Annotated in this window: 12 protein-coding genes, 2 tRNA genes and 1 CRISPR repeat array; of the genes, 2 read left to right on the top strand and 12 right to left on the bottom strand. The window is 60.8% G+C overall.

Annotation, left to right across the window (positions count from 1 at the left end; translation table 11 throughout):
• Positions 1 to 37 precede the first annotated feature (37 nt).
• Positions 38 to 5585: direct repeats of the CRISPR family, unit length 30 nt; unit sequence GCTTCGACCCCACAAGGGTCCGTCTGTAAC.
• Positions 5586 to 5694: 109 nt separating this feature from the next.
• From cas2 to EGH21_RS07740, 12 genes are all read right to left on the bottom strand, one after another.
• Entirely contained in the window at positions 5695 to 5958 is a 264-nt protein-coding gene (cas2, locus tag EGH21_RS07795) for a CRISPR-associated endonuclease Cas2 (protein ID WP_220617905.1), read from the bottom strand.
• A gap of 2 nt (positions 5959 to 5960) precedes the next feature.
• A complete protein-coding gene (gene cas1b / locus EGH21_RS07790; protein ID WP_220617904.1) occupies positions 5961 to 6953 on the bottom strand; it encodes a type I-B CRISPR-associated endonuclease Cas1b in 993 nt (330 codons plus the stop codon).
• Between the two features lie 2 nt (positions 6954 to 6955).
• Positions 6956 to 7516, bottom strand: coding sequence for a CRISPR-associated protein Cas4 (locus EGH21_RS07785; RefSeq protein ID WP_220617903.1), 561 nt, complete (start codon positions 7514 to 7516; stop codon positions 6956 to 6958).
• A complete protein-coding gene (locus tag EGH21_RS07780) occupies positions 7513 to 10065 on the bottom strand; it encodes a CRISPR-associated endonuclease Cas3'' (RefSeq protein ID WP_220617902.1) in 2553 nt (850 codons plus the stop codon). The genes EGH21_RS07785 and EGH21_RS07780 overlap by 4 nt, the downstream gene beginning before the upstream one ends.
• A complete protein-coding gene (cas5b, locus tag EGH21_RS07775; protein ID WP_220617901.1) occupies positions 10065 to 10853 on the bottom strand; it encodes a type I-B CRISPR-associated protein Cas5b in 789 nt (262 codons plus the stop codon). The genes EGH21_RS07780 and cas5b overlap by 1 nt, the downstream gene beginning before the upstream one ends.
• A 3-nt stretch (positions 10854 to 10856) precedes the next feature.
• On the bottom strand, positions 10857 to 11921 hold the full coding sequence (gene cas7b / locus EGH21_RS07770) for a type I-B CRISPR-associated protein Cas7/Csh2 (protein ID WP_220617900.1): 1065 nt from the start codon (positions 11919 to 11921) through the stop codon (positions 10857 to 10859).
• Complete coding sequence (gene cas8b / locus EGH21_RS07765) at positions 11914 to 14031, bottom strand: type I-B CRISPR-associated protein Cas8b/Csh1 (protein ID WP_220617899.1); 2118 nt, start codon at positions 14029 to 14031, stop codon at positions 11914 to 11916. The genes cas7b and cas8b overlap by 8 nt, the downstream gene beginning before the upstream one ends.
• Positions 14018 to 14830 (bottom strand): CRISPR-associated endoribonuclease Cas6, encoded by an 813-nt coding sequence (gene cas6, locus EGH21_RS07760; RefSeq protein ID WP_220617898.1) that lies wholly within the window; start codon positions 14828 to 14830, stop codon positions 14018 to 14020. Before cas6 ends, cas8b begins: the two co-directional genes overlap by 14 nt.
• A gap of 298 nt (positions 14831 to 15128) precedes the next feature.
• Entirely contained in the window at positions 15129 to 17174 is a 2046-nt protein-coding gene (locus EGH21_RS07755; protein WP_220617897.1) for a minichromosome maintenance protein MCM, read from the bottom strand.
• 211 nt (positions 17175 to 17385) lie between these two features.
• On the bottom strand, positions 17386 to 17955 hold the full coding sequence (locus EGH21_RS07750; RefSeq protein ID WP_236035439.1) for a hypothetical protein: 570 nt from the start codon (positions 17953 to 17955) through the stop codon (positions 17386 to 17388).
• A 69-nt stretch (positions 17956 to 18024) separates the two neighbouring features.
• Positions 18025 to 18098: transfer RNA gene (locus tag EGH21_RS07745), tRNA-Phe, on the bottom strand.
• Between the two features lie 558 nt (positions 18099 to 18656).
• Positions 18657 to 18730: transfer RNA gene (locus EGH21_RS07740), tRNA-Val, on the bottom strand.
• Between the two features lie 85 nt (positions 18731 to 18815).
• On the opposite strand from EGH21_RS07740, the gene EGH21_RS07735 reads away from it, so the two are divergent.
• On the top strand, positions 18816 to 19400 hold the full coding sequence (locus EGH21_RS07735) for a DUF192 domain-containing protein (RefSeq protein WP_220617895.1): 585 nt from the start codon (positions 18816 to 18818) through the stop codon (positions 19398 to 19400).
• A 40-nt stretch (positions 19401 to 19440) separates the two neighbouring features.
• The gene (locus EGH21_RS07730) at positions 19441 to 21357 is read left to right on the top strand and encodes an ABC transporter ATP-binding protein (protein ID WP_220617894.1); all 1917 of its coding nucleotides are present in this window, start codon (positions 19441 to 19443) and stop codon (positions 21355 to 21357) included.
• Positions 21358 to 21409 lie beyond the last annotated feature (52 nt).

Here is a 21409-nt window from a genome sequence, read left to right as displayed (position 1 = left end):
GTCCGAAGACGTTTGGGCGGTGGTGACGGTAGGAAGAGCTTTGATCCCACAAGGGTCCGTCTGTAACTCGGCGTCGTCGATGGTGAGGTCGTGGAAGCGATAGCTTCGACCCCACAAGGGTCCGTCTGTAACGACCTCGAAGCCGACGGCGGCGACCCCGACGAGCGAGGCTGGCTTCGACCCCACAAGGGTCCGTCTGTAACAACTTGCGTACAAAGGGCACTTCAACGCGCTCAAAGCTTCGACCCCACAAGGGTCCGTCTGTAACAAGAGCCCGGAGACGTCCGGCGAGAGCTGTTGTTTGCTTCGACCCCACAAGGGTCCGTCTGTAACGCAGTGGAGGACAAACAGATGAAACGCACACACTACGCGCTTCGACCCCACAAGGGTCCGTCTGTAACCAGAGCCACGAAGGAGGCACCGAATGTCTGCCCGTGCTTCGACCCCACAAGGGTCCGTCTGTAACGACCTTGCCCTCCTGCGAGGCGTCTATCTTCACCTCGCTTCGACCCCACAAGGGTCCGTCTGTAACCAGCGCGAACAGGTTGCCGAGGATGTCGTCGGTGATGCTTCGACCCCACAAGGGTCCGTCTGTAACGGCGTTATAGTCCCGCCTAAGGATAGCTGGGCCGAGCTTCGACCCCACAAGGGTCCGTCTGTAACCGCCGACCGACGACATGTGGACGGCGCTGAGCAACGCTTCGACCCCACAAGGGTCCGTCTGTAACACGCTGTCGTGTCGAGTGTGATGGGATGGGTGAGGCTTCGACCCCACAAGGGTCCGTCTGTAACCCGCACCACGGACAGCCGTCGTCGGCGTCGGCCGCCGGCTTCGACCCCACAAGGGTCCGTCTGTAACCAGTCACGCCCGGTAGGTCCTCGTCAGCATTGTCCTGGCTTCGACCCCACAAGGGTCCGTCTGTAACTAGCGGTACGTCCTCGCCGCGCTGGTGTTGTGTGCTTCGACCCCACAAGGGTCCGTCTGTAACGGTCGGCAGTACAACGCCACGTTGGCCCACCTGTCGCTTCGACCCCACAAGGGTCCGTCTGTAACGCTCACCAGTCCCGCGCCGACGACGGGTGCAAGCCATGCTTCGACCCCACAAGGGTCCGTCTGTAACGACGACGGCACCGTGTCGAAGATGTTGCGGACGACGCTTCGACCCCACAAGGGTCCGTCTGTAACGCGCGCCCCGCTGACAGCGAGGTCCGTGCATGGCGGGCTTCGACCCCACAAGGGTCCGTCTGTAACGCGTCCGATCGAGTGGGTCGGCGGGAACATGGCTGGCTTCGACCCCACAAGGGTCCGTCTGTAACCGATTCCCACGGGTCAAGGCCTGAGTCCTGATAATCCAGCTTCGACCCCACAAGGGTCCGTCTGTAACGTTAATGCGAAAAGGGCGGCGGGTTACTCTTTCGAGGCTTCGACCCCACAAGGGTCCGTCTGTAACAGCGCTAGCGACGACTCGGGCGGGCTCCCGGAGGTAGCTTCGACCCCACAAGGGTCCGTCTGTAACACCGACGGAGGCGACGAGACCTACCTGATCGAGGAGCTTCGACCCCACAAGGGTCCGTCTGTAACTGCGCACATCATGGCTCGTTCTTAACGCGCTCCTCGCTTCGACCCCACAAGGGTCCGTCTGTAACAGACATTCCGTGCGGACTCGTCTACGACGATGGTGCGGGCTTCGACCCCACAAGGGTCCGTCTGTAACACACTCGGCGGCACGGACCTCGGGAGTATCCTCGCTTCGACCCCACAAGGGTCCGTCTGTAACGCGAACTCGACGACGTCCGCTCCGCACTTCAAAAGCGGGCTTCGACCCCACAAGGGTCCGTCTGTAACAGGACCTCGCCCGGTACGTGCGCCCGAAGCGCGGGCTTCGACCCCACAAGGGTCCGTCTGTAACCAACCTCAACGGCCGAGAGGCACTGGACGAGTTCTTAGCTTCGACCCCACAAGGGTCCGTCTGTAACACGGCCTCAAGCCCTACTACGCGATAGACTCGGTACGGCTTCGACCCCACAAGGGTCCGTCTGTAACCATCCCAACAGAGGGACAGCGGACATCATCGACCTGCTTCGACCCCACAAGGGTCCGTCTGTAACCAGCAGGCCGTCAACGACTCGTACCTCAGCTACGAGCTTCGACCCCACAAGGGTCCGTCTGTAACGGCACGGAGACGCTCGAACCCGGCGCGGCCAGCTCGCTTCGACCCCACAAGGGTCCGTCTGTAACGAGGACCTCATCGACCGCCAAATATACATGGGCACCGCTTCGACCCCACAAGGGTCCGTCTGTAACAACCCCATTGATGGGTATCTATTCCGCGACGGGACTGGCTTCGACCCCACAAGGGTCCGTCTGTAACCCGCCGAGATCCGTCGTCAGCAGGAACGCATTCTCGCTTCGACCCCACAAGGGTCCGTCTGTAACGATAACCTGCGTGATGCCCGACGCCGACCGCACGCGCTTCGACCCCACAAGGGTCCGTCTGTAACCGTGCTAAAGAAGGTCGGCCAGACCCGGAGTGAAAGTGCTTCGACCCCACAAGGGTCCGTCTGTAACCGGGTGAAGGTACTGTCGACCCTTCTGACGGGGGTTGCTTCGACCCCACAAGGGTCCGTCTGTAACTCGTCTCGATCGCCATCGCGAACAGCGCCGTCGACGGGCTTCGACCCCACAAGGGTCCGTCTGTAACCTCTCTATCACGGGTTCGACGTCGTACTGGTCGGCGCTTCGACCCCACAAGGGTCCGTCTGTAACACATATTCGCCGTTAGCCCCATCCCCGCCACCTTCGGGCTTCGACCCCACAAGGGTCCGTCTGTAACTAACAAAGCCAACCAGACCGACGGCGGAGTATCCACGCTTCGACCCCACAAGGGTCCGTCTGTAACTCCGCATCCGCCGGTTCCCTCCAAATCTATGCCCTGCTTCGACCCCACAAGGGTCCGTCTGTAACAGCAGTTGGCCGCCTATTACGACGACCTCGCTACTCGCTTCGACCCCACAAGGGTCCGTCTGTAACTGATACTGGCGACGTACTCGGCGGCGACCCGTTCGGCTTCGACCCCACAAGGGTCCGTCTGTAACAGGCACACGACCCGGACCACCCGCTGTATCACCCGCTTCGACCCCACAAGGGTCCGTCTGTAACGGTCAACCTGTTCTTTCGTCGAGAGTGCATCGGGTGTGCTTCGACCCCACAAGGGTCCGTCTGTAACCTTCGGATTCATCGGCGGTACTATCTACGTATGGCAGCTTCGACCCCACAAGGGTCCGTCTGTAACGAACGTCTCGAGCTCGGACTACGTCGACAAAACCGGCTTCGACCCCACAAGGGTCCGTCTGTAACCGCAACGAACATGACGCCGGGCGAACTCCGCGACCTGCTTCGACCCCACAAGGGTCCGTCTGTAACGCGTCCCGCCGGGGGCGTGGAGGTACATGTTCCGGGCGCTTCGACCCCACAAGGGTCCGTCTGTAACGTCCCGGCGGCGGACTCTACAAACGAAAACGCCCGGCTTCGACCCCACAAGGGTCCGTCTGTAACGTCCTCTGCCCCCGCTGTCGTCCCCTCCGACCCGTCGCTTCGACCCCACAAGGGTCCGTCTGTAACCAGTCCGCTGTACGAGGTGGCGACCGACGGCACCGAGCTTCGACCCCACAAGGGTCCGTCTGTAACCTGTTCCTGTATCATCGCCACTGGTACTGGCGCCGTGCTTCGACCCCACAAGGGTCCGTCTGTAACTCGGCCCTTCAGCATGTTCGCCACCTGTCCGGACGCGCTTCGACCCCACAAGGGTCCGTCTGTAACGTGGGTGGCGACGACGCCAGACAGGACCTCGCCGAGCTTCGACCCCACAAGGGTCCGTCTGTAACCCTGCTCGACCCGGATGTCCCGAAACACCGAGTTGGCGCTTCGACCCCACAAGGGTCCGTCTGTAACGAGAACCAGCGTCAGCCAGCCGGGGGTCGTGACCGCGCTTCGACCCCACAAGGGTCCGTCTGTAACTCATGCTCCTGTCAGATTGTCAACGCCGAAATTGGGCTTCGACCCCACAAGGGTCCGTCTGTAACACGGCGTCGTGACGATTACCCCGCCGGGGACCAGCTTCGACCCCACAAGGGTCCGTCTGTAACGGCAGGTACGGGTGCATCTTGTACGTGTACAGGTCGCTTCGACCCCACAAGGGTCCGTCTGTAACAAGAGGTTCGTGAGATGGCCGCCGAAGCGAAAGAGCTTCGACCCCACAAGGGTCCGTCTGTAACCGGAGTTCCCCACCCGGATGCCGCTGGAGTTCCTCGCTTCGACCCCACAAGGGTCCGTCTGTAACAAGTTCGGCATCGCGCCGGCCGACGAAGTCAACGTCGCTTCGACCCCACAAGGGTCCGTCTGTAACTGCTGTACGCCCTCCTGCGGGGTGACGGACGGCGAGCTTCGACCCCACAAGGGTCCGTCTGTAACATTTTCGGCAAATCCTCACTCAATCCACGCAGGGCCGCTTCGACCCCACAAGGGTCCGTCTGTAACAGTCGGTGGACATCGACACCGGGGACAGTAATCCTAGCTTCGACCCCACAAGGGTCCGTCTGTAACGAGAGCGTCGGTCTCGTCGCCGGCTTTCCCCGAGCTTCGACCCCACAAGGGTCCGTCTGTAACTTGTTGCGGACGTGCTCGCACCAGTCGGCCAGCGTCGCTTCGACCCCACAAGGGTCCGTCTGTAACCACTGTACACATCAACTGTGGTCGGATACGAGCAAGCTTCGACCCCACAAGGGTCCGTCTGTAACATAATTAAATATAGACATACGGATGGTGCGGGACTTGCTTCGACCCCACAAGGGTCCGTCTGTAACACCGAGAGAGAAGTATCGATTGACGAGGTAGGGGCTTCGACCCCACAAGGGTCCGTCTGTAACCAGCAGCCACACCGCGGCGAAGGCCCCGACGAGGGCGCTTCGACCCCACAAGGGTCCGTCTGTAACTGCGGTCGGTATCTCCTACCCCAGAATCCATGTGTAGCTTCGACCCCACAAGGGTCCGTCTGTAACGACGGGTTCCTCACCGAAGACGAACAACGCCGTGTCGCTTCGACCCCACAAGGGTCCGTCTGTAACTCGCCCCTCGGTGGCCGAACCTGACGAGCAACGGGCTTCGACCCCACAAGGGTCCGTCTGTAACAACAACAGCAGCCCGACCGGCGGCGTCACGCTGGCCGCTTCGACCCCACAAGGGTCCGTCTGTAACCGAGCAAGGGCTGGGGGACGTCGGCCGAGTTGCAGCTTCGACCCCACAAGGGTCCGTCTGTAACCAGCGCGAAAACTGCCGGCACGCACACCTGGACGGTGCTTCGACCCCACAAGGGTCCGTCTGTAACGCGCCGGGCGGCGGCGACCCGTCGACGGCGCCGGCCGACGCTTCGACCCCACAAGGGTCCGTCTGTAACGCGCGAGGTGGTCATCGGCATCGTCGCCCTCTCGGCGCTTCGACCCCACAAGGGTCCGTCTGTAACTCCTGTTTGCTGTACGAGATACCCCTGTTGGGGTTTGCTTCGACCCCACAAGGGTCCGTCTGTAACCATGGCCGATTTGGCCACGTATTCGTCTTTACTGCCCGTTCACACTTCATCGTTTCCGTCGACCCGCGATAATCCCTGGACCCCCGGGGGTCGATGGAAGAGGGGAGAACTATAGAAATTGGTCGTCAGCGGCGGGATCATCACCGAACACAGTTCGATCAACCATCTTCTCGGAGGAGATGCGGTAGATGATCGTTGATTCTCCGGGTTTGAGCAGGTCGTCGACACCGGATCGGATCTTTTCTAGGTCTCCCTCGGTCACATCCCCTTCAAGCACGGAGTTTTGCACGTGTGTGAGATACCGACGGAGGAATTTCAGCATCTTGTGGGTCCGATCTGCTTCCATGTCGTAGACCACGACGACGTAGACCACAGTCACCACCACCGTCGGAACGGAACGTACTCCTCATCTGTCAGGAGGTGTTTTTTCAGTTTGTATGCTTCGACTCGGAGGAGATACTGGTAGCTCACTTTCTTACCCAGATTCGGGTGATCGATTGTCTCTTCGAGGGTCTCCTCGTAGGCTTTCGAGTAGGTCTTTCGACCGCGTTCGTTCAGGAGACACGAGTTCATGTCGTCCTCGAAATCGTCAGTAGTCAGCTGACCACGGTTGACGAGCCTGAAGATGATCCGATCAGCGAGCAACGGCTTGAACAGGTCGGCGATGTCGAGTGCCAGCGAATAGCGTCGTTCACCCGGTTCGTGAAGGAAGCTGACCGTTGGGTCGAGTGCCGTCGCTCGGATTGCCGAGACGACGTTTGCATAGACCAGCGAGTTGCCAAAGGAGATCAGGCTGTTGACCTCGTTGTTCGGTGGATTGTACTGGCGGCCGCCGAAGACGAATCCCTCGGGAAGGATCTCGTCGAAGGTCGAATAGTAGGCCTTCCGGCCACGCGCTTCGACGCCCATCGTCTCGTCGATCGTCCCCATTCCGTCAAGCGACGCTCGGGCATCCTCCAATTCCTCCAGCACGTGCTCGAAGTCGTGTCCACGCCCGTTGTAGTAGGTGACATTCGAACGCATGTTGTGGATGCTCCCGTCGACGAACGCCTTCGCCAGTTTGAGCCGGTGGTCCGGGTCGTCGTAGGCCCGGACTTGATCGACGATCGTCTGGCCAGAGGTCTGACCTCGCTTTGGCATGATCGAGCCGGCGTAGTGGTCATGCCAGCCGAAGACGTGGACTGCAACGCCTTCCTGATTGAGGAAGGAGACGAAGCGAGTATTGTACTCGATCTGGCCGTGGAGGAAGATCGCCTCGGCGTTCTCGACCGGGAGGTACTTCTTCTCGCCGTCGTCGGTGACGACCCGCACCGTGTCGTCATGGCGTTCGATCCGTCCGTTGGAAAACACGTGGTAGTTGTCGTTCATGATCAACAGCTCCAGCAGAAGTCGTGATACGCACATGAGTCACAGACCGGCTTTTCTTCCGCCGTCGGTGGGGACTTGGCGGTGACGACTTCGCGAATCCCCTGAATGGCCGATTCGACCTCGCCGCTAGTCTCGGTAGTGAGTTTGATCGTCTCGCGCCGTTTCTCAGTCGGATGTGCGAGAACGCCGGTCTTCTTGACGCCGGTGACGCGGTCGAGATACCAGAGGTAGAACAGCAACTGCAACCGCGCCGGTTCGGTCATCGACGAGGAGGGTTTGACCTCCAAGATCTCGCCGCTGTCCAGCACGTCGATGGCGATGATCCCGTCGACGCGTACGTCTCGACGTTTGTCCGAGTACGCCGAGTCGTCCACGTCGCTCCCGCGGACGATCGTCGGCGTGTCGCGGTCGATCTCGATATCGCGGCTGAGGAACCAGAGTTCGCGCTCACAGACGACGTAGTACTGAAACATGACGCCGGTGAGCCGGAACGGAAGTTCCTCGGTCTCATCTCTAGCGGCGGCGAGAAACCGGTCGACGGGGTCGGCCGACGGGTCGGTCATAGGAACCGATCGTCGACGCTCGGGTTGTCCACGGCCAGACCCTTCGTCTCGTCGAAGTAGTCTTTACTCCGGGATCGCCTGAGAACGTGGAGACCGGTATCACCGAGCTCTTCGAGGTTCCGGACCGTCTCGGCCTCACGCGAGTCCTGGCTGTAGATCGGCAGAGAAACCGTGATATCCTTACTCTCATCTCTGAGAGTCTCGAACGCCTCGTAGTCGAACTCTCTAATGGCCGTCTTCATCGATTCAGCCATTTGACTGTCGGCGTCGGTCCGACAGACGATGACGTCGACACTGTCACGCCGACCGATCAAGGAGAGAGATCCAAGTTTGTCCGCGTTCGCCTCGTCCACCCAGTCGACGTACTCGGGGGACCCCGGATTTCGGTCTGACACGAGTCTGTAGTAGTGCTGGACGGCCTCCCGAGTCATCGTGCTTTCCGGGATGGTTCCTTCGTTTGCCCCGACTGCATCGAGCGTCTTCGAAGTCAACGAGATCGTGCTTACGCCTTGGGAGTCGTACACGGCCTGTGAGGGCGTCTTGGTCGTTCCTTCGGGCGGTGCGAGCCACCAGAGGGTCACCGTACCGTAGTCGCGTTCGAACGACCGGTTACACCGGCCTGCTGCCTGGACGACGCTGTCGATGGGTGCGACGTCGCGGTATACCCGATCGAAGCTGATGTCGACGCCGGCTTCGATGAGTTGTGTCGACACTGCGACGAGCGGGATCGACCGCTCAGTGAGGCGCTTCGTCGCCTCAACGAGTGCAAGACGGTCGCGCGGCCGAAGACGAGTCGAGAGGTGGACGAGTGCCCGCTCATTCGGTCCGACAGTCGTCGTGACCTTGTCGACGAGGGCATCGAGATCGATCCCTTCATCATCGAGTTCGGTCCTTAGACACCGGCCAACATCGACGACCGCCTCGCGGTCCTCAACCGCGTCAGTGAGCGCGATGGCACTATCGATGGTGTTGCAGATCGCGAGTACCGAGTCGGTCTCCCCCGTCTCGTTGAGGATGACCCGGCCGGCGTTCTCGTAGCCCATCGTAGCGTCGGTGTCGTCAAACGCCAGAGCGGAGTCGTGGACCTCGTACTCGACGCGCTCAAAGCGGTTGAAGTATCGATCCACGTCGTTGACCAGTTCGAACGCATCACTGAACAGCGCCGGCTGCGTCGCCGTCATGGCGACGACCGTCGCGTCGTACTCTTCCGTGAGGATCTCCGCAATCCGGCGAACGACCTTCCACCACTTCATGGGCAGTGCCTGTGGTTCGTCCAGCACGATCACAGAATCGTACAGCGCCGGCAGTTTCATCGACTGCGTGTTGCCGGGACCGACGAGACTCTCGAAGAGCTGGACAAACGTCGTGAGCGTCAGCCCGGAGCGCCAACTCTCGGCGACCATCTCCTCACGTCGGGCGTTCTCGTCTGTGTCCTCCTCCCTTTCCGCGCTGTCGCCCAGTTCGGTGCGCGTCTCGGCAAGGTGGTGGTGAATCGTGAGCAAGTCGTCACAGCCGTCGGTGTCGAACACGTCTGTGAGTTCGTCAGCGACTTGATCGATGACCGAGGTGAAGGGAAGCGCATAGACGACGCGCCCATTCTCCCCACGAAGCGCGAGGGCGGCGCTCAGCCCGGTCAGGGTCTTGCCCATCCCGGTCGGGAGGGTGAGCGTCGCGATCGACGACTCGGCATCGCGAAACTCCTCAACGCCGGCGATGACATCATGTCTCGCCTCGTCACGGAAGCAATCGAGGACATCGGCCTGACTGTCCTCGTCACTTTCTCCACCGAGGCCATCGATGTATTCCGAGAGGACAGCGGCGTTCGGTTCGGAGGCGTCGAGATCTTCGTCTTCAATCCCGGCGGCTGTGGTCTTGTCAGCGAGGATCAGCCCGCTCCAGAGCTGGATGAGCAGACCGTAGAACTCGTCGGATGGTGCTGCCCGCTTGCTTCCAAAATCAAACCTGTCGACGTGTTCGTGGACCGTCTCGAAGAACGTTTTGTCCGTGATTTTCGTCCCGAACTCGTCCCACGATCCAGCACCCTCTGTTACGTCGGCGACGAACGACTGTGCGAACGTTCGGTGATGGTCGTCGACGTTCCGGACCTGCTCGATCACGACGCGTTGGCGCTCGTTGTTCGCCTCGCTTTGGTTCTCGAACCGCGAGACGCAGTCGACGTACTCTTTGACATCCGGGAGGCGACCGTGATGTTTGGCGATCGCGACGAAAGCCGCCAGACAGTCTTCGCCGTCATAGCCCGATCGATCAAGGACGTAGTACCCGAGATAGGCACCGAACAGGGAGTGGTTCGTCCGTTTGCTGGACTCTCGCTGGCCTGTTACGTACTCCTGAAACCACGTCGTCGCCTTGCCGACATCGTGACACTGGGCCACGACCGCCGCAACCTCATCGAGCGGGTCGCCACCGATCGTCGTGGCGTCTGCCGGGATCGTGTCGCGTGTTCGACCGGCCACCGCGTCGAGATGATGGCGGAGCAGTGTCGCCTCGTGGTCCCCCTCGGGAGGGTGAGATATCGGGGCGTTGGTCATCAGGTAAACACCACGACTCTGCCGTCGACCGTCTGTGGTGACAAGTCCGTCAGCCGTAGCGACCCCCCGTCAGGGTTGTAGGCATAGGAGACGAACGCGCTGGTCGTCCGACCGCCCTCGTCGCGTTCCATGAACGCGGGCGTCTGTTCGATCTGGTAGCGGGTGTCCGGTTGTGGGACGATCGAATCGACGGCTTCCGGAACGGTTGAGTCGATAGTCACCGTCTCACCGTTCGGTCCCGTTTCGATCGGAAACTCCCCGTGGTATTCGACCGTCGCGAGGTACTCGGAGAGACCGAGACTCGGGACATAGTACGACTCCCCAGATTCGAGCAGCGAGCGCAGTTGTTCGTACCGCTTGTCGTCTGAGAGCCACACGTCAACCCGATAGGCTGGGTCCACGAGGACCTCATAGTTGTGTTGCTGGCGGGGCTTGGACGGATCGGGGAGCTTGATCGAGAGCTTCCCACGAGGGTTCAGCGAGGCCAAGTGCTCGTCGGCCGTCGAAAGCGTGTTCATGGGGAGCTTCATCGTGCGGAGTTCGGTCGCCGGTTCGATGGCGACGAGGGACTCCCCTGGCGCGAACAGGTCGTAGTAGCCGTCACGCTCGATCCCTAGCATCGCCGCGATCAGCCCCGCGACGGTTGTCCGCGGGATGACCCGGTAGGTCTGTTTCACGATGTTGCCCTCGATACGTCGGAAGTGCCCCCACGGACCGCTGATCGTGAACGACAGACACGTCTCCGCGTCGTCGGGGAGATTCGACGCGGTCGAGGCGTGCAAGGTCACGGCTCACTCCTCCGGCATCGTCGCTTTGGCGTCTTCGTACACGTCGATCACCCGGACGGAATCGGCACCGATGGCATCTTCAAGTGCGCCGTAGAGGAACTCGTGACCGCCTATCTCCCCGTCGACGGAAACGTCGAGGACATCGCTGGCGACGACGTGGACAGTGTCAATCCGGTCGGACGCTTTGTCGAGTCGGTCGACGAGGCTTGTCACGTCGAGACACACGTCCCGAACCGTCCGGAGTTGTTCGGCCGGTTCGGACGCCTCCTCATCGAGTGCGAGGTCCTGATCGAGACCACCGAGGTGGAAACTCTCGCCCTCGTACTCGACCCGGAGGTAGAGCCGCGGCTCCTGGCCGACCTTGCTCCGGCTGATCGTCTGGTTCTTCAGCGCACGCCAGCACAACGTGTCCAGCCGCCGAACATCCTCATTCTTCAGCAGCGTGTCCTCGGCCCCATGTTCGTCCACGAGACCGTGGAACCCGATGAACGCGTATTGGATGCGGTGGTCGTCGAGGTCGAAGCCGCCCTGCTCTTTGCCCTTTCCAGTCGCGATGACGCTCGTGAGGCTGTTGTACTCCTCGTTCTCGGTGACCGGATGGAGCGACTTACCGGGCGAGAACTGGACCGGACCGGTGAAGTGGCTAGGGAGTTCGTCGGCGATATCCTCGTACTTCTCCTCGTCCATATCGACGCTCATCGTCGCGCCGAAGTAGCGTACGTCGGCGCTGTTTTCGAGGAACTGCTGGAAGACTGCGTCTTCGATCTCGTCACCATCCACATCGTCGAGTTCGACATCCTTCAGTCGATCTTCGAGAAGATCTTCGCGCGTCGCCTGATCGCCTTCCTCCTTGACATTGCGAATATAGACGCCGTGCCCGTCGTCCTGTAGCTGGTCGCGGAGGTACCGCTTGAGACGAACGTCTGTGACGATCGCTTGGTCTGTCTGCGGGTCGATTCGTGGTCGGTTCGCACCGCTGAGCGGATTGCCGTTGGGGTTCGCGTCGACTGCATCATAGGCGAAGACGATCTCTGATCGGTTCGAGGCGGTGGGATAGTGTTCACTCATTGGTATCGATAGTGTCGTCGGTGTCTGCGTCGCTGTTCTCTGCGTCCTGGTTCGTCGAACGGTCGTTCATTCCGTAGGTCACACCCAGTGCGTAGTAGAAGCGGAGATCGTCGGTGCTGATCTCCCATACGTCGGGATCCTTCTCGGCCATCGTCTCGACGATCCCGTTGGTGACCTCCTTGTACATCGTCGAGTTGATGTTCGAGCCTTTCTTGGCGCTCTCCCGAGAATAGACGACGTCCTTGTCGATCACCTCCTGCGTAATGCGCTTGACCTTTGTCTTGGTCATCGACTTGATTGGGTACTGATCGATGACGGTCGTCGATCGGTCGTGGTAGGCCTGTTGGTAGGTGCCGACCTGGCCGACGAGTGCGCCGATCAGGAACGCACCTCGCCGTTCGGGATTGTCGAGGCCATCCGTCTGGTCGATGAACGATTCGAGTTTCTCGGTGCGATCGAGGGCGACAGTGCCCCCGTCGGTTCGTGCAGCATCTGATTGCATAGTGTCGTAGTCTGGTCCGTCGATCAGGTGTGATTCAGTATCGCCAGCGTCTGTCGTCACGAGATTGGCGTTTTCGAGAGCGCACAGCTGTGCGAACTGTGAAGCGATCTGGAACTCGGGGACATCGTCGCCGTCCCAGTCAAGCAGTCGCTCAACGTAGGCGCTGACGAGTTGGCCCCTCGGCACTGGGTCGCCGGCGAGGATCGAGACGTGAACATCAATGCGCTCGTCGTCCACTGTCGCGTCGGTGTCCTCGTCGGTAAAAGGGAACGTCGCGTAGAGATAACGACCATCTGCAACCCTCCCCCGTGGGTTCCCCCCGTTCGTCAGTGGCCACTCCTCGTGAGAAGGCATCGGTGATGTTCGCTCCTCATTCCTCGCGTCATCGTCGTCAAACACCCAACTGCCGGAGACCTGTTCGTGTCGCTTACCGACCTCCGTCGGATAGTGGAGTCGACCGTTCAGCGTCTCGCCGTACACGTCGAAGCGAGACATCTGGTGTTTCATCACTGCGGCGACGTAAAATCGCAGCCGCCCCTCGAACTCGTCTTCGTGCTCCCCGAAGCGGTCGTAAAACTGCTGGACCGGATCCATGTCGTCCGCCTGTGCTACGCCGTGAAGTGCCGAATACAGTTTGTACGTCTCCTTGGGCTTCGGTCGACCGAGGAAGTACGGGAGGTAGTACACGTCCGCGTTGAACGTCCGGTAAGAGCAGGCGTCGACGAACTCCTCGGCGTTCATCAGCGTGACCGCCCCGTCCTCGGAGATGGGGTGGCTCCGCCAGGCTTCGTCGGGATCCAGTCCCGGGAACTTCTCCATCTGCTTGCCCAAGAAATAGTTGAGTGGATCTTGAGCGGTACCAACTGTACGACAGACCTCTCCGGTAATCAGATCAGTTGCTTGTCCGACCGAGTTCGTTGCCTCACCTTTTGAGACAAGTTTATGGAGCTTTTGAGCCCGCATTGCATCGTTGAGAACCGGTACTTCACCCGGCCATTTGTAATCCGATTCCTCGTCCTCTTTTATTTTCACCGTGATTAGAGAGGTACGTTTGCCGCCGAGATCGTCCTCGATCCTGTTTCTTAGGGTATCGAGAACGTCGTCTCGCTCGCCGATCTGGGCCAATGAGTCAATTATACAACCCTCGTCATGTTGTTGTGCAACCTTAGTAACGGCATCCTCGGTTGGCCACCGAGTGAGACGGTCCGCTGCATATTTGCCGAGTCGTTCTGGTTCTTTATTTTTCCCAGATCGGTGAGTTATACTGTGATCGATTCCTGATCCTCTGTTGAAATAGTAACAGTGGCAGATCTTATCGACGTGATCATCAGTATACTGAGCTATCCTAATCGGAGGGTCGGCCAATTCTGGCTGCTCGCCCGATAGATCTACTCTGACAACGATCAGGCTCTCTTCTGCGCCGACCAAGTCGTTGGCCTGGTCAGGTGTCAGATACGCGGCATACTCGCCGCCGCCTGCTGTCGCCAGCGTGTAGAGACGACCATATAGATGCTGGATGTCTCGAAGCGAGGAGATCGGCCGCTCCGGGAGTTCGTCTTCCAGTTTCTCTGGTGGATACTCCTCGTAGAACGCATCAGGTTCGAGCACCGATTCGACCTCCCGTACGAGCGTCCTGACTGTCTTTCTCGGTGATGTTGACGAATCCGAACCCGAGCGAGTTGCGCTCGCCGATACCGGTGTCGAGAGCGAGATTCAGATGGCGACGGTGGTGGTCGTCGCGGACGGTGTAGTCGAACCGCCATTTACTCAACACCCACGTCTCACGCTGGCCCTGTGTCACGGTCACCGGGATCGAGAACGTCTTGATCAGGTCCGCGCCGTCGAACAGATCGCCGTCAGCCTCGGACGGCCCGGGAAGGTAGTCGGGACAAAACAGATCGTGTTTCTTGTCGAGATTGTTCTCGATTTGATTGCGGAACGGCTCCATCGTGTGCTGGGGTCGCCAGAACTCCGCCTCGTCGTGGTCAACGTCAATGTCGTATTCCTCGAAGCGCCATGGCGGGATCCGAACCAGCACGCCCGTCCCCGTCTCGATCGTTCCCGATGTGCCCGGTTCGCCCACGTCGGTCGCCAACCCGTTGACAGAATCGACGTGGAAAGGCATCTCACCGATGTTCAGCTCCCGGTCGTCTTTGAGGTCGGCAGCAACGTGGGCGAGTAATTCCTCGTTGGGAGAGGCTACGAGCAGGGTTCGTTCGTCCCCCTCCCGCATATCTCCCGGAGGGAACGGGTTCGAGTACGTGAACCCTTTCGGGCGATTCTCGTCGTGGATCGAATCGTACTCCGTCCCGTCGAGCGCGTTCCAGATACGCCCTCGAAGCTTGTGGTGGTACGTGTTGTCGTAGGCAGTATCGGCGCGTGCGTTGATACGCGCTAATATACGCAAGAAGACATCACCTCTGTCTCCTCTTGGCCAGTAATGACATAGCAAATGACAATTTGCAGGCTACTACATAAATGTCACTACGTCATAATGGAAATGAAATTCCAATTCAAGGCTCTTCGAGAAAGTGTTCCAGATTAGTCCAAAGGTCCGGAACACCCCATTGCGGCCTCCTAAGTGAACCGGTTGCGAGAGTGTTCTGTCAGGAGACATAAAAATTTGATTACAGACGTCATTGTTTCCTCCACACCACGGTACACCGCACCCTGGATTATTGTTAGAAAGGCTCTCTATAACATTTCTACGCTTTTCTGAGTTCCTCGTTTATGAGGAAGAGCATCCCCTTCTGTTTTAAATGGTTAATATCATTCTCAATGGTGCTTTTTTTGAAGGCTAAATTTTCAGCTATCTCTTTTGTAGATGCTCCATCCAGTTCAGCAACAGCGTCAAGAATCGCTTGTCTTCGCTCTCGCTGACTCTTCGACTGCCCAGTTTCAATAATATCAGCATCGAACTCACCGCTCTCCGGATCGTACCCTACCTGCTTCATCGACTTCGTCACGAGCTTAATCGCCCGCTCTACATCTTCGACCTCCACAGTATCGGAAAGACGAACCCGAGCGCTCGACTCTGCGAGCCGCTGTATCGCTTCGACCTTGCGGAATGTCACCGGAATCGGTGAGTCGTCGTCTTGTTCACCAGCCCCAGCTCGGAACTCGACGAAGAACTGCTTCAGTCGCTCCGCTACTTCGTCGCTCTCGATGATCGGACGACAAGTCTGTTTGGCGTGAGCGACGTAAGCCCGCATCACCGACCGGTCTATCGCGGGTTCGACCCGCTGCTGTTCCTCCTCACTCAGCTCCTCACCCCGGGTGTAGCGGCCTGCAGCCTGCCGGCTCTGGACCATGTGCTCGACGACATCTGCATCGTCCTCCCTGTCGGGCTCGTCGGACACCATGAACATCAGGTCGAACCGGGAGAGCAGTGTCGGTCCCATATCGATCTGCTCCCCTTTCGGACGGTAGCGCTCGAAGCGGCCGTCCTTCGGATTCCCCGCTGCAAGTAACGAAGTCCGGGCGTTCAGCGTGGCGTTGATGCCGGCTTTGTTGATGTGGACCTGCTGACTCTCTAGGGCGTCGTGCATCGAGGATACCGCGTCGGACTGCATCTTGTCGATCTCGTCGACGCAGGCAATCCCGCCGTCGGCCAGTACCAGCGCACCGGCTTCCAGTCCCCACTCCGTATCCCCGAAGTCATCCGATACAGCGGCTGCCGTCATTCCCGCCGCCGTCGCACCCTTTCCCGAGGCATATGTCGACCGCGGCGCAATTTGGTCGACGTAGCGGAGGAACGTGGATTTCCCACAGCCGGGGTCTCCAAGGAGGAGCATGTGCCAGTCGCCACGGTCGCGGCTGCCGTCCGGGTACTCGTGTACCCAGCCGCCGAAGAGCTGCAGCGCGACGGCCAGCTTGACGTGTTCATCGCCTCGGTGTTTCGGGTTGATCGAGTCGATAAGTAGCCGGTACGGGTCGCCACGTTCCCCGTTTGCGATGGCTTCGATCTCGTCGAGGTGCTCCTCTACGTCGACATCGTCGTAGTCGCTCTCCTCTTTGACGACTGAACGCGCGTCGAGGTTCGTGTCGAAGTCAAGCCCCTGGTCGGCTCCGGGCTCTTCGATGTCGAGAATCCCGGTCAGAATCACCCTGTTACCGGCATCGAAGCCTTCGATCAGGTCGTCTTCGAGGTGCGCGTCGACACTCTGTGCTTCTCCGCCGTTCGTTTTCTCGGGCGGTTGCTGGATACGGGCGTACTGGTGGTCGGTCCAGCTACTGGCGCTCGCATCGAGTGAGAACGGACCCTGTCGCTCACACCCCTGGCACTCGTGCGGTTCCTGCAGGCTCTCGCCGTATTGTGGAATCTCAGTCTGGATCCCACAGCGTTGGCACTCCCACACGGCTTCTGTGAGGCGCGGCTTCACGTCGGAGACCTTCTGGACCTGTCCCCGGATGTCGAGCAACTGGCCGACGTTCTCGTGACGGGACACACCAGAGGGGTCAAATACGTGTGTCTCCGGGAGGTTGTAGATACGTACGTGGGCGTCGTCAAGTTCGACCGCTACCGGCAGGTCGTAGAGACGGAGCGCTTCCTCTAGGTGTTCCTGCAGTTCCTTTGGATGGTTCCGCACGTCGTCGGCTACGTTCGGATCGAATCGGTACAGGTCGTCGTAGTCGACGTGGATCGATTTCTGCTCTTGGGGGTAGCGTTGTGCGAGCTGTGCGATCTCTTCCGAGTAGTAGTCCCGGAAGAATTGTATCAGTTCTTCAGTGAGTTCGTGGTTTTCGGGCATCATGTGATTCTGTGAAGTCTTCACAACAGCCACGGAGGCTGTTGATTCGTATCGACTGCGAGCGGTGCGAGCGGTTTGCGAGCGTACTAACAGCTAACGAACAGTTGTTTACATAACCGTCCTACCCTGCAAACTCTAAGGTTTCAGACGGTATCGCTCAGACTGGACCTATCCGGTGGGGGCTTCCCCCATCGCATCTGTTGTGAGGACTTCACAGATTCTCACCCTCCTGGTCAGCCGTGTACTTCCGGGGAAGGCTCCCGGCGTCGAGATCAAGACGTAGCTCTCCGTTCTCGTACTGGAGCGCGCGGCCGTTGATCAACCGAGCCGCGCGCTCCATGTCCCGGTAGATCGTCGTCCGGTCGATGTTCGGGTAGTGGAGCGCTTCCTCGGCTTCATCCCGGTCGACGGTCGCTGCAGGCGGCTCGTCGCGGCGTTCACGCGCCTTCGCAGCTCTGTGAAGGTGCTGGACCAGCGTCACCGCGCGCTGCTTGCCGGACATCTTGTCGGCGTTCTCGACGACTTCCAGGATGTCGGTACGCGCATCGAGGCGCGCAACCTCCGCTTCCAGTTCGTCGACGCGCTCGTCACGCGCGGCCAGCTCCTCCTCTAGCTCCTCGCGTACGTCGCGCTCATCGTGAAGCTCCTCACGGAGCCCGGAGACTTGTGTCGAGAGGGCGTCGAGCCGCGCTTCCAACGCTTGCACGGTAGTTTCGAGGCCCTCATCCCCAGGGTTTGCGTCGGGAGAACTCCCCTCGCTGTCGGGGTTCGAATCGGTCACGCCGACCACCCCCTGACAGACCCCTGGCTAAGGGGGATTGTCGTTCGGGCATGTGAACCGAGAAGGGTATGCCGCCTCCCGGATTTGAACCGGGGACAGCTCGATCTTCAGTCGAGTGCTCTCCCAGTCTGAGCTAAGGCGGCGCGCACTCTGTGCGAGGACGAGGGTAGAAAAAAGGATTTCGATACCCCGCCGCCATCGGCCGAATCGCGAGGCGCGTCACCACACCACCTACGGGAGGAAGAGGTCGGCGCTGTCGAACTCCGCGCCACAGTCGTCACAGGTGTACTCCGTGCCGTTGTCCGTCGAGACGCGCCCGCTACACTTCGGACACGTCGAGCCGTCTATCATGGTTTGCGGTACCACAGGTCGTAATAAGTGACTTTCGGCAGGTGTCGACAGGGCAACAGGCTGGGACGTCGACGGAGAGCGCTCGGCGTGAGCGCCGCGAGAACTCAGTGGGTCCGGGCGGATTCGAACCAGAGAAAGACTCGCGTCGCTCGTCTTTCGGGGCGCGAATCCGCTATCCCACACAGACGCCGCTGGCTCCTCACCTCCGTTCGTCGCAGTCGCCGTCAGAAGTGGGTCCGGGCGGATTCGAACTGGGGGGAGACGTGCTCACTCCGTTGCGCGCGACTCCCGAAGTTCGAACCGCCCGGAAGAGACATTCACCGCTCACGGTTCGTTCGCGGCAGAATGTATGGGTCCGGGCGGATTCGAACCACCGGCCTCGGCCTTGTAAAGGCCACGTCATAACCAACTAGACCACGGACCCGCATCCCCAAATTTTCCACCGGCAGGAATAACGCTTTCTCTCTCGGTCGGAACCCTTACCGTCGCCCTGTCCCTCAGTAGCGGGTATGAACCGCCGTCCGCTGGCCGCCGTCCTCGGCCTCGTCGGCCTCCTCGTCGTCGGCGTTCTCGTGCTTCAGAGCGGCGCGTGGGTCGGCGTCCTCGGCGTCGGCGAGTACGACGAGGGGACGGTGACGGTCCGCGAGGGGACGACCGGCACGGCGAACGGGACGGCCACCGAGACGGCCACCCGGTCGGCGAACGCCACCACCGTCGCCGTCCGCGACGACGCAGAGCGGTTGGCGACGGTCGAGGTTCGCATCGCCGACACCTTCGAACAACGGTACGTGGGCCTGAGCAAGACCGACTCTATGGGGCCAAACGAGGGGATGCTGTTCGTCCACGATGAGGAAGGCGAGTACGCCTACGTGATGCGGAACATGTCCTTCCCACTGGACATCATCTTCGTCGACGCGAACGGGACCATCACGACCGTTCACCACGCGCCGCTCCCGCCCGAAGGGACCAGCGAGTCCGACCTGAAGCGCTACGAGGGGCGCGGGAAGTACGTCCTCGAGGTGAACCGCGGGTGGGCCAACCGGACCGGCGTCGGCGTCGGCGACCGGGTGGAACTGCCCGCGGGCGTCGCGTAGCCCGACGGCCTTTTGCGCGTCGACCCCGTGAGAACGGACCATGGACATCGACGCGGCGTCCGACGAGGACGTCTTCGAGGACGCCCGCGACCGCGTCGAGCGGCCGATGTGGCGGCTGTTCACCGAGTACGGGCGTGGCCAGCGCGGGGCCTTCCTCGTCGGCCTCGTCAGTTCCGTCTTCGCGCGGATGCTGGACCTCCTGCCACCGCTCTTGCTGGCGCTGGCTATCGACGCCGTCATCCAGGGCGAGTCCGGGTACAGCCTCCTGTTCGTCCCGCAGGGACTGATTCCCGACGAGACGACCGGCCAGCTGTGGCTGACCGCGGGGCTCATCGCCGCCTCCTTCGCCGGCGGTGCCATCTTCCACTACTCGCGTAACTGGGGGTGGAACAAGTTCGCCCAGCACGTCCAGCACGCGGTGCGGACCGACACGTACGAGACGATGCAGCGGCTGAACATGGACTTCTTCGCCGACAAGCAGACCGGCGAGATGATGTCGGTGCTCTCGAACGACGTGAACCGACTGGAGAAGTTCCTCAACGACGGGCTGAACTCCTCTTCGCGGCTGGTCATCATGGTCGTCGGCATCGCCACCTACCTCTTCTACATGAACTGGCAACTGGCGCTGGTCGCGCTGTTGCCCGTCCCCATCATCGCCGTCTTCACCAAGCGGTTCATCGAGACCATCCAGCCCAAGTACGCCGACGTGCGCTCGTCGGTCGGGAGACTCAACTCTCGGCTGGAGAACAACCTGAGCGGCATCCAGATAATCAAGACCGCAAACACGGAAACCTACGAGTCAGACCGCGTCGAAGACAGTTCACAGGAGTACCTCGACGCGAACTGGGACGCCATCGAGACCCGCATCACGTTCTTCCCCGGCCTCCGACTCGTCTCGGGACTGGGGTTCGTCGTCACCTTCGTCGTCGGCGGCCTGATGGTCATCGGCGAGGCACCCGCGGCGCTGTCGGTGGCGCTCTCGCCCGGCGAGTTCGTCGCGTTCATCATCTACACCCAGCGGTTCGTCTGGCCGATGGCCCAGTTCGGGCAGATAATCAACATGTACCAGCGGGCCTACGCCTCCGCAGAGCGCGTCTTCGGCCTGATGGAGACGCCGGGCCGACTCGCCGAGGCCGACGACGCCCCGCCGCTGTCGGTGACAGAGGGCGCCGTCGAGTACGACGACGTGACCTTCGGCTACGACGACGACCCCGTCGTCGAAGACGTCGACTTCGAAGTCGAGGGCGGCGACACCGTCGCCCTCGTCGGGCCGACCGGCGCAGGTAAGTCGACGGTGCTGAAACTCCTCCTCCGGATGTACGACGTGGACGAGGGCGCGGTCCGCATCGACGGACAGGACCTCAGAGACGTGCAGATTCCCTCCATCCGACAGGCCATCGGCTACGTCAGTCAGGAGACGTTCCTCTTCTACGGCACCGTCAGGGAGAACATCGCCTACGGCACCTTCGACGCCACCGACGAGGAGATTCGCGCCGCCGCGGAGGCCGCCGAGGCCCACCAGTTCGTCGAGAACCTCCCCGACGGCTACGACACGATGGTCGGCGAACGCGGCGTCAAACTCTCGGGCGGCCAGCGCCAGCGCATCGCCATCGCCCGCGCGATGCTGAAAGACCCGGAGATTCTCGTTCTGGACGAGGCCACCAGCGACGTCGACACGGAGACGGAGATGCTCATCCAGCGCTCGCTGGACGAGTTGACGAGCGAGCGGACCACCTTCGCCATCGCCCACCGCCTCTCGACGGTGAAAGACGCCGACACCATCCTCGTCCTCGAAGACGGGCGCGTCGTCGAGCGCGGGACCCACGCGGAACTGCTCGCCTCGGAGGGGCTGTACGCCAACCTCTGGGCGGTGCAGGCCGGCGAGATAGACGAACTGCCCGAAGAGTTCGTCCAGCGGGCGATACAGCGCCGGGCCCGGACCGACGCCGACGACTGAACCGCGAGAGGGCCGTCACGTCGCTCCGTTTCGTGGGTCGCCATTAAGCCAC

It is taken from the genome of Haloarcula rubra (assembly GCF_019599465.1).
Taxonomy (GTDB): Archaea; Halobacteriota; Halobacteria; order Halobacteriales; family Haloarculaceae; genus Haloarcula; species Haloarcula rubra.
Note: the sequence above shows the minus strand (reverse complement) of the source record. Positions and strands in the feature narration are given on the sequence as shown.

Bases quoted from the DNA above. Each gene is read 5' to 3' on its own strand.
- EGH21_RS07780 (WP_220617902.1), bottom strand. From the start codon at position 10,065: ATGACCAACGCCCCGATATCTCACCCTCCCGAGGGGGACCACGAGGCG.
- cas7b (WP_220617900.1), bottom strand. From the start codon at position 11,921: ATGAGTGAACACTATCCCACCGCCTCGAACCGATCAGAGATCGTCTTC.
- EGH21_RS07735 (WP_220617895.1), top strand. From the start codon at position 18,816: ATGAACCGCCGTCCGCTGGCCGCCGTCCTCGGCCTCGTCGGCCTCCTC.
- EGH21_RS07785 (WP_220617903.1), bottom strand. From the start codon at position 7,516: ATGACCGACCCGTCGGCCGACCCCGTCGACCGGTTTCTCGCCGCCGCT.
- EGH21_RS07730 (WP_220617894.1), top strand. From the start codon at position 19,441: ATGGACATCGACGCGGCGTCCGACGAGGACGTCTTCGAGGACGCCCGC.
- cas1b (WP_220617904.1), bottom strand. From the start codon at position 6,953: ATGAACGACAACTACCACGTGTTTTCCAACGGACGGATCGAACGCCAT.
- EGH21_RS07755 (WP_220617897.1), bottom strand. From the start codon at position 17,174: ATGCCCGAAAACCACGAACTCACTGAAGAACTGATACAATTCTTCCGG.